Here is a 13,482-nt window from a genome sequence, read left to right as displayed (position 1 = left end):
ATGTCGGGGTGCCGGAGTAGTTTGCTCTCATGAGCACGAGCAAGGAAACCGTGGCGCGCATTCTCGAGCAGTTGGAACCGCTCGACGTGCGGGCAAGGGCGATGTTCGGCGAGTACGGACTGTATTGCGACGAGAAGATCGTGGGCTTGATCTGCGGAGACGTTCTGTTCGTCAAACCCACCGAGGTCAGTACGGAGTTCGGATCAGAGGCCGATCTGGCTCCGCCGTACCCGGGAGCGAAGGATTATTACCGGGTGACGGAGGAACGGTTGCAGGACCTCGATCACCTGCACGCCTTCATTCAACGGACTGCCGACGTATTGCCCCTGCCGAAGAAGAAGTCGCCGAAGAAGAAGGCGCGGACGTAAATTCTGCACCTACTTTTGAGAGAACCGTAACGCCCGATGAATCAAGGTGATCCCACACGAAGTCGTAGGTGGGTGCTGCATCTCGACATGGATGCGTTTTTCGCTTCCGCCGAGCAGTTGACGCGTCCCACTCTGCGAGGTCGCCCGGTGCTGGTCGGCGGCTTGGGCGGGCGCGGGGTGGTGGCCGGGGCAAGTTACGAAGCGAGAGTTTTCGGTGCGCGTTCGGCAATGCCGATGCATCAAGCACGCCGGATGGTCGGTGGTGGAGCGGTGGTATTGCCACCGCGGATGTCGTTGTATTCGGTTCTGAGTAAACGCACCTTCGACGCGTTGCGCCTTCGTATGCCGATCCTCGAGCAACTGTCGGTGGACGAGGCTTTCGGGGAACCGGTGGAGTTGGCCGGTGTCGGAGCTGACGAGGTCCGCGCGTTTTGCGAGGACCTGCGGGCGTTGATCAAAGCCGAGACCGGGTTGGTCGCTTCGATCGGGGCCGGCGCAGGTAAGCAGGTCGCCAAGATCGCGTCGGGACTGGCAAAGCCCGACGGCGTCGCAGTGATTCCTCCCGGGATGCAGCACGAGTTGCTCGATCCACTGCCGGTGCGAAAGCTCTGGGGGATCGGTCCCGTCGCCGAGGAAAAGCTCAAGCGTCTCGGCATCGAAACCATCGGTGGGTTTGCCCGCACTCCCATAGCGGAGGTGGCGTCGATACTCGGAACCACTGTCGGTCCGGGGTTGCATCGGCTTGCGCAGGGGATCGACGATCGGCCGGTCGCCGAGCGTGCCGAATCCAAGCAGATCAGCGCGGAATCCACTTTCGCCGCAGACATCGTCACGATGGCGCAACTGCGCGCCGCCGTCGAAAGTAGTGGTCGTGCAGCATTTTCCAGGCTGGAGAAGGACGGAAGAGCTGCTCGCACCGTCGTACTGAAGCTCAAGAAGTCCGATATGAGTATCTTGACTCGATCCGTGACGCTGCCGTTTGCCACCATCGACCGCCAAATCCTCATCGCGACTGCGCAGAAACAGGTCATCGATCCACAGGAATTGGGGCCGATTCGCCTGGTCGGTGTGGGATTCGCCGGTTTGTCCACCGTTCGGCAAGGATCACTTTTTCCCGAGTTGGATCAGGATGTTCCCGGCTATCCGGTCGAGACTCTCACGGGCGCCCTCGATGAGGCCGAACTCGACGTTCCGGTGGCAGCACGTGTCCCTCAGCGCTACTGGCACCCCGGTTTGGACGTGAAGCATCCAGAATACGGACACGGTTGGGTGCAGGGCGCCGGGCACGGCGTGGTCACCGTTCGCTTCGAAACCCGTTCCAGCGGAACGGGAATCGCCAAAACCTTTGCCGAATCCGATGAGGTGCTCGAGGTAGCAGATGCGGTCGACAGCCTTCTCTGAGGATGTCCTTAGACTTTTTCCGCTTACCGTTGGGTAATGTTGTCGACGATCCTCGAGCAAGCACGATGTTCGACTGACGCTCGAATGTGAACACCCGAATGGATAGGACTGAGAAGTTGAAGCTTCAGAAGATGACCGTTGCAGCCGTGGCGATCGCAGCAGCCCTGACGATGACCGCTTGTGGCTCGGATGACAAGACCGACTCGCCCACCACGACGTCGAAGACCACGACGACCACGACGGCCTCGGACTCGACAGATGCGCCGGTCGCGTTGCCGACCGCCCCTGAGCTCAACGCCAAGGTCGCCCAGGCACTCGACGAAACCGTTCCGGCCGCAGACAAGGTCAACCTCGTCCAGGGCGCCGAGGCTGATCCCGAGCTGATCAACCAGGTCGCCGCTGCCGCCAAGGCTGCCGGCGCGCAGGTCGAGATCCTCGACCCGGTCACCGACACGGGCAGCGAGACGGCAGCAGCTTCGCTGAACATCGTCGTCAACGGCCAGCCGCTGCAGCAGGGCCTGCAGGCTTCGTTCGTCTACGAAGACGGCGTCTGGAAGCTCTCGAAGACCACCGCTTGCCAGATCGTCGGCGTTGCAGGTCTGACCTCGCCGGCTTGCGCTGCTTGATCTCTCGGTAACACCTGAAACACCAGAGCGGCCGCCGACTCCCGAAGGGGAGTGGGCGGCCGCTCTTCACGTGGTAAGCGACGTCAGTGATGGAATCCCTCGGTGACGCGCGGCCGCGGCATCGGGCTGTCCAGTTCGTCGAGGAACGCGGTTTCCTCTTCGATGATGCGCAGCAGATTGGCCGCCAGGTCCATGCTCAGTCCGTTACGAACCACGATGCGCTGCACTGTCAGATCCGCGAGATCGTCCGGCATGGGGTAGGCCGGCACCAACCAGCCCTTGCCTCGCAACCGGTCCGAGAGGTCGTACAGCGTCCAGTTGGACGTGTGCCCCTCGGCGAGGCGCCACGCGAAGACCGGGATGTCGGAACCGTCGTTCCACAGTTCGAACGCGTCGAGTTTCCCGATCCCTTCGGCGAGAAATTTCGCCACGTCCTGGGAGGACTGCTGGATCGCGCGATAGCCGTCGTGGCCGAGACGCAGGAACAAGTAGAACTGCAGGATCACCTGAGCGCCGGGGCGCGAGAAGTTCAGTGCGAAGGTCGGCATACTGCCGCCGAGGTAGCTCACCTTGAAGACGAGGTCGTCGGGAAGTAGATCCTGCGATCGCCAGACCACCCAGCCGAGGCCGGGGTAGACGAGCCCGTACTTGTGCGCCGAGGTGTTGATGGAGTGGACGCGCGGGAGCCGGAAATCCCATTCGAGTTCGGGCTGAAGGAACGGTGCGATCATCGCACCGGAAGCGCCGTCGACGTGGATGGGGACGTCGAGTCCCGTCTTCGCCTGGATCGCATCGAGTGCCTTCGAGATTTCCAGGACCGGCTCGTACATCCCGGTGTACGTGACGCCCATGATCGCGACGACGCCGATGGTGTTCTCGTCGACATACTTGTCCAGATCGTGACCGTCGAGGGTGCGGTGTTCCTCGCTGATCGGCACGTAACGCGCTTCGACGTCCCAGTAGTTGCAGAACTTCTCCCAGCACACCTGGACCGCGGAACTCATGATGAGATTTGGCTTTTCGGTGGACTTGCCCGCGGCTTTTCGTGCGTGCTGCCAGCGTCGTTTCATCGCCAGGCCGCCGAGCATGCAGGCTTCGGACGAACCGATCGTCGAGGTGCCGATTGCGTCCTTGGGGGAGGGCGAGTGCCAGAGGTCGGCAAGGATGCGCCAGCAATAGGTTTCGATCGCGGCGGTCTGCGGATACTCGTCCTTGTCGATCATGTTCTTGTCGAACGACTCGGCATACAGTTTGGTGGCGTGATCGTCCATCCACGTGCTGACGAACGTCGCGAGATTGAGCCGCGCATTGCCGTCGAGCATCGTTTCGTCGTGGACGATCTGATACGCGGTCTCGGGAAGCATGCCGTCGGGTTCGAGTGTGTACTTCGATGCAACCGAATCCTCGCCAGGCCTCGAGAAGATCGGATTGACGGCTACGTAATCGGTGTGATCTGACCTTCTGGGTTCCGGCATGAACTCTGGCTCCTCACATCAGTGTGTCGCGTTGGTCTGTTTCGTACCTACTCTCACCGTTCAGTGTGGACGGGCAGTTGTCAAAGGGTCCATGATCAATCAAGTATCCGGTCTGAAGTCCTAGTCTGCACACATCGTAGAAAGCGGCGAAAGAACACACGGTGGTGACAATCATGAGTGGGCCTACGATGCGAGGCAAGGACAGGCGAGAATCAGAGGCCCTGCGCCCGCCGCGCCGCAATCGAGGACGGACTTCTGTTTCGCTGATCGCAACTGCGACGAAAGGGCCGGATCGCAGATGGCTTGCCTCCTGGAGCGATCCGCCGGTTGACATGAATTCGCAGAGTCACCGCGACTCCGACGGTCTTAGTAGCGTCACCCGGGAGATTTCGTGGCTGGAGGTACGCAGGCACGATCGAACGCGAGTTGCGACAGCGCGAGTGAAGCTTCGGGCCGGATCCTGTCGGCAAACACCCTTCGGCCGACAGGATCCTGCCCATCGCTCGTCAGTGCAGCGAGCGAGTTCGCATGTCTGTCCCGCGGCGACCTGATCGCCGGTGAGCCTGTCCGCCAGCGGATTCCACATCTTCGAAAACCGTCGAACTTTGGAGGTTTGGTGATTCGGGTGTCGGGGGCGCCTGGCCTCGGCGCTCGGCTCCTTTGGTGAAATTGCGTTCAGGGCGCCGTGCTTGGTCGTGGAGCATCATCGATTCACAGGCTGGCGAGCACCAAGATCCCGGCGCTGATGGCCAAGGTGGCGACCAGCAACACCAGCGCTGAATTTCGTGTTGGCCCCGGGAAGCTGCGGCCGATCCCGAAATCGTCGGATCTGCGGCGGTGCCCTCGGTGACTGATTGCAATAATGCCGACTGCACCGATCAGCGTGCTTCCCCCGAGAATACCGATTGCGACTGTTGGGCCGGGGACATAGCGCAGGTAGATCAGCGCCGCCGTAGCCAAGGAGGTACCAGTCCGAACCCATGCCATCGTGGTCCGTTCTGGCTGTAGCCCTCGGTCGGCATGTGTGGGTTGAAGGGGTGTCACCGCGTCACCTCGACCATCAACAACGTCAGCGCGGATCCCAGTACAAGCCCCGCGGCGATGCCTGCGAACGTAGGGACTGGGAGGCTTCGCCCCAACCGCAAAGCGCGTTCGACCGCGATCCATCGATGAAATGCACTGACAGACAGCATGGTTGACCCAGTCAACACGCCAACTACCAGGGTGGCGTGAACGGTGGGGCCAACCATCTCGGAGCCGAATGCCTCGAAGCCGACGGCGGCGGCAACCAAAGCCAGGGCGGTCCGGATCCAGGCGAGGAATGTGCGTTCGTTGGCCAGGGTGAATCGAGGGTCCGGGTCTTCGCCGACCCGGAACGCACCGGGGCACCAGAACGGTCTCATTTGGCGACGGCGACGAAGGGGGCCGGCGGGGTGAGCTTCGTGAGATGATCCGCGTGATATGCGGCGAAGGCCTCGAGGACCTCCGGCTGTGTGCCGATCCAGAATGCGCCTTTCGCGAGCTGAGCGAAGATGCTCTCTGCAGCCTGCTCGGGTGTCAGGCCCTGGCCGAGGTACCGGTCGAGTTGCTCGCGAAGCGCTTCACCGGCCAGGCCGCTGGCTGACGCACCTGAATAGATCTGGGTCCGTACCGCGCCCGGGAGCACTGCCGATACCTGAATGGGAGCGCCGACGGTCTTCACGTCCAGGTAGAGCGTCTCGGTCAGGGCTAGCACCGCGTGCTTACTCGTGAGATATGGCGATTGCAGTGCGCCCGCGCTGAGGCCACCGATAGAGCTGAGATTGAGCACGTATGCCTCCTCGCCAGACGCGATCATTCGTGGGAGGAATGCGTGGACCCCGTTGAGCACACCGCCCACATTTATCGACAGCAACCGCTGCCAGCGGTCTATCGGAACCTCCCAAAATAGGCCAGAGGCCTCGATCCCGGCGTTGTTGACGAGCAATCGGACAGAGCCGAACCGCTCGTACGCGGCCCGGGCCAGCCCCTCCACCGACGACGGGTCACTGACGTCCGTCTGGACCGCAGTGGCCTCGGTGGCTGCCGTTGACAGTTCGGCCGCGAGTTGTTCGGCCCGGGGCATGTCGATGTCCGCTAACACCACGTTCATTCCGATGGAGGCCGCGTGTCGTGCGAGCCCCTCGCCGATTCCGGATGCCGCGCCGGTGATGACGGCGGTGCCGCCGGAGAACTTGTCATGCGTGATAGTCACTTGTGGCCTCCGTGGGGGACTGTTGCTTGACCGGTATTGTCGCGGCGGCAGGACGTGCAGTATTCGCGCCAATCGTTGCTCCGCCGGAGGCGGGGGCGCGTCCGTGACTCATCGTGAACGCCACTATGAGACCGATGGCGCCGAGTGCACCGAGTAGTAGGAAGACGTAGGTGAATCCCGCATCCGTGTAAATGATCTGGCGTGTGCCTTGGTCGAAGGACCAAATGTGCGCGGAGAGGATCGCGCTGAGGATGGTGACGCCGAATGCAGCGCCGAGGCTGTTGCTGGAGCCGAGTACGCCGGCGTTCGCCCCCGTCTGAGATGGCGGTACCGCTTCGACGACAAGGTTGGCGCTGGCTGCGTAGAAGAATCCCTGGCCGACGCCGAAGATGGCGACCAGTGTGATGATCTGCCACTGTTGGTCGTGCACAAAGGCCAGCAGGCTCAGGCTGATCATGATCGCGGTCATGGCGACGATGAGGCTCGCCCGGGGGCCACTGCTGCGCGCGAGCAGTCCGGCCAGGGGGCCGCTCGCCATGGCGAGGATGCCATGTGGGAGAGTCCACAGCGCGAAGGCGAAGGCAGTGAGCCCGAACCCGTAAGAGATGCCGTCAACCCGTGGCGTCATGAGCATCAGTGGCAACGCGAACGCGTATCCACCGATAGCGAATGAGCCGAGTAAGCTTGCGAGCATCGTGCTGCGCATGGCACGCGCCCACAGCACCCGCATGTCGATCAGAGGTTGCGTGGTGTGCAATTCGTAGAGGACGAACACCGCGCTCAGGACCGCAGAGACCGCGAACGCAATCAGCGTCTTTGGTGAGTCCCATCCCCAAGAGCGACCCTGGTTGATGGAGAGCATCAGCAGCAATGATCCGCCGCCCAGCAGGCCCGCGCCTACCCAGTCGAGCTGGTGGGACAGGCGCAGCGGCGATTCCGGCGCGGTGAAATAGACCGCCGGGGCGATGACGGCGACATAGGCGAGGAGGAACCAGAAGATTGCGCGGTAACCGAACTCGGTCGAGAGGTAGCCGCCGATGAGCGGGCCGGCGATACCGTTGAATCCGATGCCGGTGGACACTGCCGACAGGGCCACGGGGATCATGCGTCGTGGGAAGACATCGCGGATGAGGCCGTAAGCGAGCGGGGTCATGCCGACGCTCGCGGCCTCGAGGGCGCGCCCGAGCAGCAGAATCGGAAAGGTCGGGGCGAGGGCGCAGGTCAGCGTTCCGATGCTGAATATGCCGGCGACGACCATCAGCATGCGCTTCTTGCCGTAGATGTCTCCGAGCTTGCCGATGATCGGCAAGCTGACGACCCCGACAAGACCGAGGATGGTCACCACCCAGCCGATGTCAGGAGTGTTGAATTCGGCCGCCATGTATCGCAGTGATGGGTACATCATGCTGTATTCGAGGGGGGCGACTTCGAACAGTAGAACGATCGAGATCAACAGGCCCACATAGTATTTGGTTGATCGTTCAGGCGCTCGGCGTTGTTGCGGCGGTAGGGGGGTAGGTCGAGTCACGACAGTCTCGTTTCCTTGAGTTGTGGTTTCGTGGCGATTCGAACGTCGATCCATGAGTCCGCGGACCCGGAACATTCGGCGATGTCGGCCGTGAGGGACTTTGGGAGCACGGAGTGCGCGTATCAAGGTTGTGTCGCAATTGGTCGAAATATCGACCGATGCGGTAAGGTGATGCGCGTTACTGTAGGTGCCTTGGGAAGGATTGGTCAATGGTTGATTCCGAAGTGGCGGACCGCTCGGCAGGCAGGGAGGTCGTGTCGCCGCCCACTGCGCGCGTAGTGCAGGTTATCGACTTTTTGGTGCGTAACCAGGGGAAGCGTTTCGGTCTTTCAGAGCTTGCGCGACGATGCGAAATCACCAAACCGACCTGTCTCGGCATCGTGACCGAACTGACCGCGTGCGGATATCTCATTCGTGACACACAGACCAAGTCTTACGGGCTTGGGCCAGCATTGGTCTCGGCCGGGCGGGCGGCCCAGCGCGATTTTGCGCTGGGCTCGATGGTGCGCGACCGTCTCGAGGGCCTGAGTGAGCAGTTCAGCGCTATCTGTATGGCATCGGCCGTGGTTGGCGACAATGTCATGGTTCTCGAGATGGTCGCGCCCCCGGGCGTCGAGCCGCCGGCCAGTGTCGGCGACGTGTATCCGTTCGCGCCGCCGCTGGGGCTCATGTTCATGCTGTGGGAACCGGACGAGGAGCTGGAACGTTGGCTGCGGAGTGAGTCCGCGCTGGCTGTCGGGACAGACTTCGAACACATCCGGCTGATGGCCGCCGAGTGCCGGGCGGAAGGATATCTGGTTGAGAACCTCTCGCCGACCGTTCAGCGGTTGCACCGGCTGATGGCCGGGGTTGCTGCGCACGACGTGCCGCCTGCCGTACTCGAGCTTGTCGGTGACCTGGTGTCGAGTCTGGGCGAGCGGAGATTCCTCGGGGAAGCGGTTCGCGCTTCCGCTGGAAAACACCCAGTCAGCCTGGTAGCGGCCCCGACCTTCGACGCGGACGGTCACCAGTCTCTCGTTTTGACCGTCTACGTCGGCGGCGAGATCAGCAACCTTGAAATCGCCAACCGAGCGTTGGCACTGAAACAGGTGGCCGACGCGGTGACATCCGACGTCGGTGGCCGCAATCCCTTTGCCGGCCGCGGAAATTGACCGTTGACTGGTCAGGAATTGGCTTGTAACCTCAATCCGTTCCCATATCCGACCGTGCTGGTCGATATTTAGACCGTCAATGGAAGTTGCGGCGCCCGAGTCCGATTGCTCGCGGTCGCCGCACTGCCCGGGTCGTTCAGTTCTGGGACGCAATTTGTGTGAGGCGTATCGACGCTAAGGCTGCGGCCGTGCGAGGAGGCTGTCGCCGACGCCTCTTCGGCGATGTGTAGGGCTTTGCGTCGAGCGAATCTCACTGACACGTAACGACTCCCGAGGAGTTCCTTGATGACCACCATGATCGACCAGTCTTTGAGTGTCGACGATGTCAGCGATCTGATCGCCGATGCCTTCGACTGGGGCATACATCTTGCCGGGTTTTACGAATTGCGGCACGTCTACACGGGTTTGGAGGGGCAGCCGGCATATCGCGGGCTCAATCGTCTCCAGCCGATCCTCGATTTGTTCGACGCCAAGGTTCGCATCGCCACGACAGTAAATGCCTCGACGCTCTATTCCGGTGGGATGTTCGACTTGTCGAACGATCCGGTCGTCATCGAAGCTCCGGGCGTAGCTGACGGTCGGTACTGGAGTATTCAGGCACTTGGCCCGAACATTGACTGGTTCTTCATGGCCGGATCGCAATTCACCGGAAATGGGCCGCAGCGATACGTGATCGTTGGTCCGAGGTGGAGAGGCCTCCTACCGGCCGGGTTCGCTGGCACTGAGGTCGTGCGATCACCGTCCGATGCATTCGTGCTCACTGTTCGCGTGGCAGTGACGAGTCGAACTGAGCAGGACCTGGCCGGTGCACGGGCCGCGGTGACGGGCGTCCGCGCGGCTCCACTTTCGCTGTGGCACGCCGGCGGTGGCCGCGTTCCGGACCTCGCGGATCAGCCAATTGTCAAGTCCGACTACGCCACGTTTCCGCGGATGGACCTGATTGCCGACATCGGAAAGTCGATGACCGCGATCGACTATCTACAGCTCCTGAGTTTGGTAATCAACGATCCTTCCATGACTCGCCGGTCGGATTCGGTAAAGGAGCGGGAAGCCCTCGCGAATCTCGCTCGGCTCGGGTTGCGTCCGGGGACTTGCTTCGACCCCTCGCAGATCACCGATGAACAGCGCGAGGTGATCGATCGCGGATTCGCGCGGGCGCGGACCGATGCCAGGCAGGCATTCGAGAAGACGCAGGTGGATATGAGCGGGTGGAAGTTGCAATCCAGCCTTTTCTACGACGATCTCGACTACCGTGCCAAAGCTGGTGCTAACGACGTGGCGTGGGGCACCCCAGTGCCTTTTCAGTCCCACACAATTGGTTACCTGTTCGACGACGCCGAGGGTTTCCCTCTCGATGGTGCGAACTGCTACACCATTACATTCGACGTGGAGGATTTGCCGCCGGTCACCGAGTTCTGGGAGCTCCCGGTATACGACTCTCAGGGCTACTTTATCGAAAACTCTGAGAACCGTTACAGCGCAACGAGTTACCTCGCGCGAGCCGGAGAATACGCCGTTCGGGACGGGAAGTTGACGTTCTACCTCCAGGCTGAGCGACCCTCTGATTCTGATCTTGCCAGGAATTGGCTTCCTGTCTCCGCGACGGATGGCTTCCAGATTGCGGCTCGCTTCTACGGCCCCCTGGCGCAGCTGATCGACGGCACCTATCCGATGCCCCCGGTGGTGCGCGCGGGGGCATGACCCTCGGGTTCCGGTCCCCGCCTTCGTAGGCGCGAATGGCCACTCTTTCATCGACTGTCTGTGTATGAATTGAGTTGGTGTACAAGTTGAGTCGGATCCATGATGCGAGCCGGACCCAGTGCCGAGGCGGTCCGGCAGTAGTAGAAATCTGCCGGACCGTATCGGTTCCGCGACTGTCGAAGGCAACCTGTGCGAGAAGATCCGCACCTCTGGGTATCACAACGGAAGGTGGAAGATCTCGAATCGTTTCGGGAGAAGTACGCGGCCGAGCGCGACAAACGTCTGCCGAATACCGGGGCCGACACCGTTCAGGCGATTGATTTCGAAGGTACTTTCGCATCGTTCGACAGCGATCCGAATGCGAGCGATTCTCGCACCGCACCGCCGTTGACCGCCGATCTCGACGTGCTCATCGTCGGCGCCGGCTTCATGGGTATCAGTGCTGGCGTCGAACTGAAGAAAGTCGGTGTCACCAACTTCAAGATTCTTGATGTCGCAACGGACTTCGGCGGCACCTGGTATTGGAATCGGTACCCGGGTGTGCGCTGTGACGTCGAGTCGTACGTCTACCTGCCTTACCTGGAAGAGACCGGTTACATCCCGACTGAGCATATCTACTCGGGCTGCATGATCGGTCCAGGCTGGTTCGCAGGTCGCCGTTGGGTGGCGCCGATGCGACTCAAAGACCTGCGCTTCCCGGCGAGCGGACCGGTCGCGGCCGAGATCGCGGACGGTTCGTACCTTGCGATCTACTGGGTACACGAGCCGGAGACGGAACAGGCCGAGGCATGGGCCCGTACCCAGGTTGGCGAGCTGTACGCCGCCGGCCGCGGATTCGCCGAGCGTGAGCACGTGTGCATAATGACGCCTGCCGAATGAGGCACCCTGATCTCGATACGCCGGCGCGTGCGGACATCGAGCCGATATTTTGCGAGCCTTAACGGCCAGTCGGTCGACGCGGGCGCGGTGGCCGTCACCAATTGACATTCCCTGCTCGGCGTAGATGTTCGAGACGGTGCTGTTCACTGCGGTCGTAGATGCATTCGCACGCTCGCCAGGGTGCCGGTGAACGGAACGGAATCGAGGGCTGTCGGCGCTCTGCGAACGCCGCCGTCCTTTTCGTGTTCCAAGGCCGAAGACAGCGATCTTCCGAGCGCTGACAGACCACAGAAGCGTCAGCGAGGCAATTCCATTCACAAGAACATAGTCCGGAGGTTCGCGAGAGTGTTTCCGGCCGAACTGTTTACGGTGACTGGGCGCGCAGGCGATCGGCGGCGGCCGATGCCATCGAGTGGAGAACATCGGGGGCGATCGGACTCGGCGCCGTCGCGGACAGCTGAGTCAACGTCGTCCCGACTGCGGCCACGATCGCGTCGGCAACCAAGGTGAAACCGCCACTCTCCGTGATGATTCGGAAAGCGAAAGACGCGTCGCCAACGTTCGGGTCCGACGCTCCGCCCACGCGATAGGTGATTGTCGTTCCGTCGGCATCGGTTCCTGAATATTCCGCGCACCCGGCCAGCGTGGTCTGAAGTTTCTCGAAAGCTGCTGCTGCCGCGGTGCCGTCGGCGTACGAAGCAGAGTCCTGATCGATGCTCGTGAAATCGGGGCCGGTGAACATGTCGGAGAGGTCGGCGACCGATCCGGGAGCCTGGGTGGCTATCGGCGCCAGAACCTGGGCGCAGACGGCGGGGTCGGTGCTCGACTTGTCCGCCTCCGAACTCTCCGGCGCCGGTGCGAGGCCGAGGTCGTCGACCGGGTCGGGAACTATGTCGAAGTCCGCAGGTAGCTCGGACAGGGTGAGCGCGGCTCGTTGCAGGCCGTCACGGTCGAGAGGCGCCCCGCTCAGCGGTGCGGCCGGAGCAGCCGTGAACGGCGCCAAGCCGACCTGTGGGGCGGAAACCTGCGTAGTCGTGTCGGCACCAGGCGAGTCGTCCGAGCCGCAACCGGTCACGACGAACAGTGCCGCCGTTGCGGTCAGACCAAGTGCGAGAAGCGACCGGCGTGTCACGATTCCCACCGAATGCTGTTGGAGATGGTCTGCCGGATCACCGAGGAGCTGTCCGGGTCGCCGTATGCCTGGTCGCCGCCGACGGTCATCTGTCCGTCGATCGGCAAGGGGAGTGAGAGGTCGACGGTGAGGTTTCCGGAGCCGGCCATGACGTACTGATCGATGTTCAGCGTTCCGGCGTCACCGGCCAGGTTCCAGACCGGGCTCTGCGGGGTCTGCGATACGTCCACCGCGAGCGAAAGCCGATTGCCCTCGCGCGCGGTGAGCGTGACGGTGGTTGTCTGATCGAGCAGGATTTCGCTGCTGACTTGCTGCCGAACCACCCAACGTGCGCCGACACCGACCGGAGCGTCGGGGAGTGCGACGGTCCGGTAGACCGCTTGGCCCAGCGCTTGTTCGATTGCAGCGCGGGCAGCATTGGCCGAGTTGGCGGAGGGCTTCAACCGTAGGGCGGTGATGGCGCCCGAATCCGTGACCGACAATCCGGCCGCAGACCCGTCGGCCCCGCTCAGCGCAGCCTGCAGCGTTGCATCGGGCGAGGTCATCGACGACAGCGTGAGGTCAACGACTGCGGTGGGATCGTCAGCGGTCACGTTTGCCGAGAGCGGGATCGTGATCTCCGGCGAAGAGAAATCCTGCGCCGGTTGTTGATCGATCTGCTGACTCACGACGGCCTGGGTGACGAGCGTCGCCGTCTGCGTGGTGCCGACAGGCAAGTTCGTACGCAAAACCTCGCGCGGCTCGCTTCCCGCCTCGAGAACTTCGACCGTCGCGGCGGTCACCGGAACAGTCACCTCACTCGGCGAGGAGGTCGGGGTGTTCGGAGGTTGATCCGAACCGCCGCAAGCGGTGAGAACGGTGGTGAGAGCGAGGGCAGCGAGGGCGAACGGAACGCGTCGGCCGGTCGTGGACAGCAGTGGCACGCGCTCCAGGCTAGCCGCAGTTGCAGAGTGCGTGACCCGGTGCGGTGAACATGAGGGATGATGGT

The 13,482-nt window shown here is 62.3% G+C and carries 13 protein-coding genes; 6 read left to right on the top strand and 7 right to left on the bottom strand.

What is annotated here, in order from left to right:
- Window positions 1–29: 29 nt before the first annotated feature.
- The 3 genes from ATN37_RS05380 (at window position 30) to ATN37_RS05370 (ending at window position 2,395) form a co-directional block, all read left to right on the top strand.
- Complete coding sequence (locus ATN37_RS05380) at window positions 30–368, top strand: TfoX/Sxy family protein (protein WP_003941748.1); 339 nt, start codon at window positions 30–32, stop codon at window positions 366–368.
- Between the two features lie 36 nt (window positions 369–404).
- Window positions 405–1,769, top strand: a complete 1,365-nt coding sequence (locus ATN37_RS05375; RefSeq protein ID WP_042452844.1) for a DNA polymerase IV — start codon at window positions 405–407, stop codon at window positions 1,767–1,769.
- A gap of 131 nt (window positions 1,770–1,900) precedes the next feature.
- Window positions 1,901–2,395 carry a hypothetical protein gene (locus ATN37_RS05370; protein ID WP_223304502.1) on the top strand — a complete coding sequence of 165 codons (495 nt, stop codon included), beginning with the start codon at window positions 1,901–1,903 and terminating at the stop codon, window positions 2,393–2,395.
- A gap of 83 nt (window positions 2,396–2,478) precedes the next feature.
- Here ATN37_RS05370 and ATN37_RS05365 read toward each other — a convergent pair whose 3' ends face one another.
- The 5 genes from ATN37_RS05365 to ATN37_RS05345 all read right to left on the bottom strand — a co-directional run bounded on the left by ATN37_RS05365 (window position 2,479) and on the right by ATN37_RS05345 (window position 7,685).
- Window positions 2,479–3,870 (bottom strand): glutamate decarboxylase, encoded by a 1,392-nt coding sequence (locus tag ATN37_RS05365; protein WP_042921836.1) that lies wholly within the window; start codon window positions 3,868–3,870, stop codon window positions 2,479–2,481.
- Window positions 3,871–4,581: 711 nt separating this feature from the next.
- Window positions 4,582–4,914, bottom strand: coding sequence for a DUF202 domain-containing protein (locus tag ATN37_RS05360; RefSeq protein ID WP_218694883.1), 333 nt, complete (start codon window positions 4,912–4,914; stop codon window positions 4,582–4,584).
- Window positions 4,911–5,273, bottom strand: a complete 363-nt coding sequence (locus ATN37_RS05355) for a YidH family protein (RefSeq protein WP_054781930.1) — start codon at window positions 5,271–5,273, stop codon at window positions 4,911–4,913. The genes ATN37_RS05360 and ATN37_RS05355 overlap by 4 nt, the downstream gene beginning before the upstream one ends.
- A complete protein-coding gene (locus ATN37_RS05350) occupies window positions 5,270–6,103 on the bottom strand; it encodes an SDR family NAD(P)-dependent oxidoreductase (RefSeq protein ID WP_218694881.1) in 834 nt (277 codons plus the stop codon). The genes ATN37_RS05355 and ATN37_RS05350 overlap by 4 nt, the downstream gene beginning before the upstream one ends.
- Window positions 6,087–7,685 (bottom strand): MFS transporter, encoded by a 1,599-nt coding sequence (locus ATN37_RS05345; protein ID WP_256933147.1) that lies wholly within the window; start codon window positions 7,683–7,685, stop codon window positions 6,087–6,089. Before ATN37_RS05345 ends, ATN37_RS05350 begins: the two co-directional genes overlap by 17 nt.
- Window positions 7,686–7,840: 155 nt before the next feature.
- Between ATN37_RS05345 and ATN37_RS05340 the strand changes: the two genes are divergently transcribed.
- The 3 genes from ATN37_RS05340 (at window position 7,841) to ATN37_RS05330 (ending at window position 11,362) form a co-directional block, all read left to right on the top strand.
- Entirely contained in the window at window positions 7,841–8,782 is a 942-nt protein-coding gene (locus ATN37_RS05340) for a helix-turn-helix domain-containing protein (protein WP_081557978.1), read from the top strand.
- A 285-nt stretch (window positions 8,783–9,067) separates the two neighbouring features.
- Window positions 9,068–10,483, top strand: a complete 1,416-nt coding sequence (locus ATN37_RS05335; RefSeq protein ID WP_165638805.1) for a DUF1254 domain-containing protein — start codon at window positions 9,068–9,070, stop codon at window positions 10,481–10,483.
- A 228-nt stretch (window positions 10,484–10,711) separates the two neighbouring features.
- The gene (locus ATN37_RS05330; protein WP_218694877.1) at window positions 10,712–11,362 is read left to right on the top strand and encodes an NAD(P)-binding protein; all 651 of its coding nucleotides are present in this window, start codon (window positions 10,712–10,714) and stop codon (window positions 11,360–11,362) included.
- 364 nt (window positions 11,363–11,726) lie between these two features.
- Here ATN37_RS05330 and ATN37_RS05325 read toward each other — a convergent pair whose 3' ends face one another.
- A complete protein-coding gene (locus tag ATN37_RS05325) occupies window positions 11,727–12,494 on the bottom strand; it encodes a sensor domain-containing protein (protein WP_256082668.1) in 768 nt (255 codons plus the stop codon).
- Window positions 12,491–13,417 (bottom strand): hypothetical protein, encoded by a 927-nt coding sequence (locus ATN37_RS05320; protein ID WP_063316140.1) that lies wholly within the window; start codon window positions 13,415–13,417, stop codon window positions 12,491–12,493. The genes ATN37_RS05325 and ATN37_RS05320 overlap by 4 nt, the downstream gene beginning before the upstream one ends.
- Between the last annotated feature and the right edge of the window lie 65 nt (window positions 13,418–13,482).

Source organism: Rhodococcus sp. MH15 (genome assembly GCF_019266045.1).
GTDB classification, from domain to species: domain Bacteria; phylum Actinomycetota; class Actinomycetes; order Mycobacteriales; family Mycobacteriaceae; genus Rhodococcus_F; species Rhodococcus_F qingshengii.
Note: the sequence above shows the minus strand (reverse complement) of the source record. Positions and strands in the feature narration are given on the sequence as shown.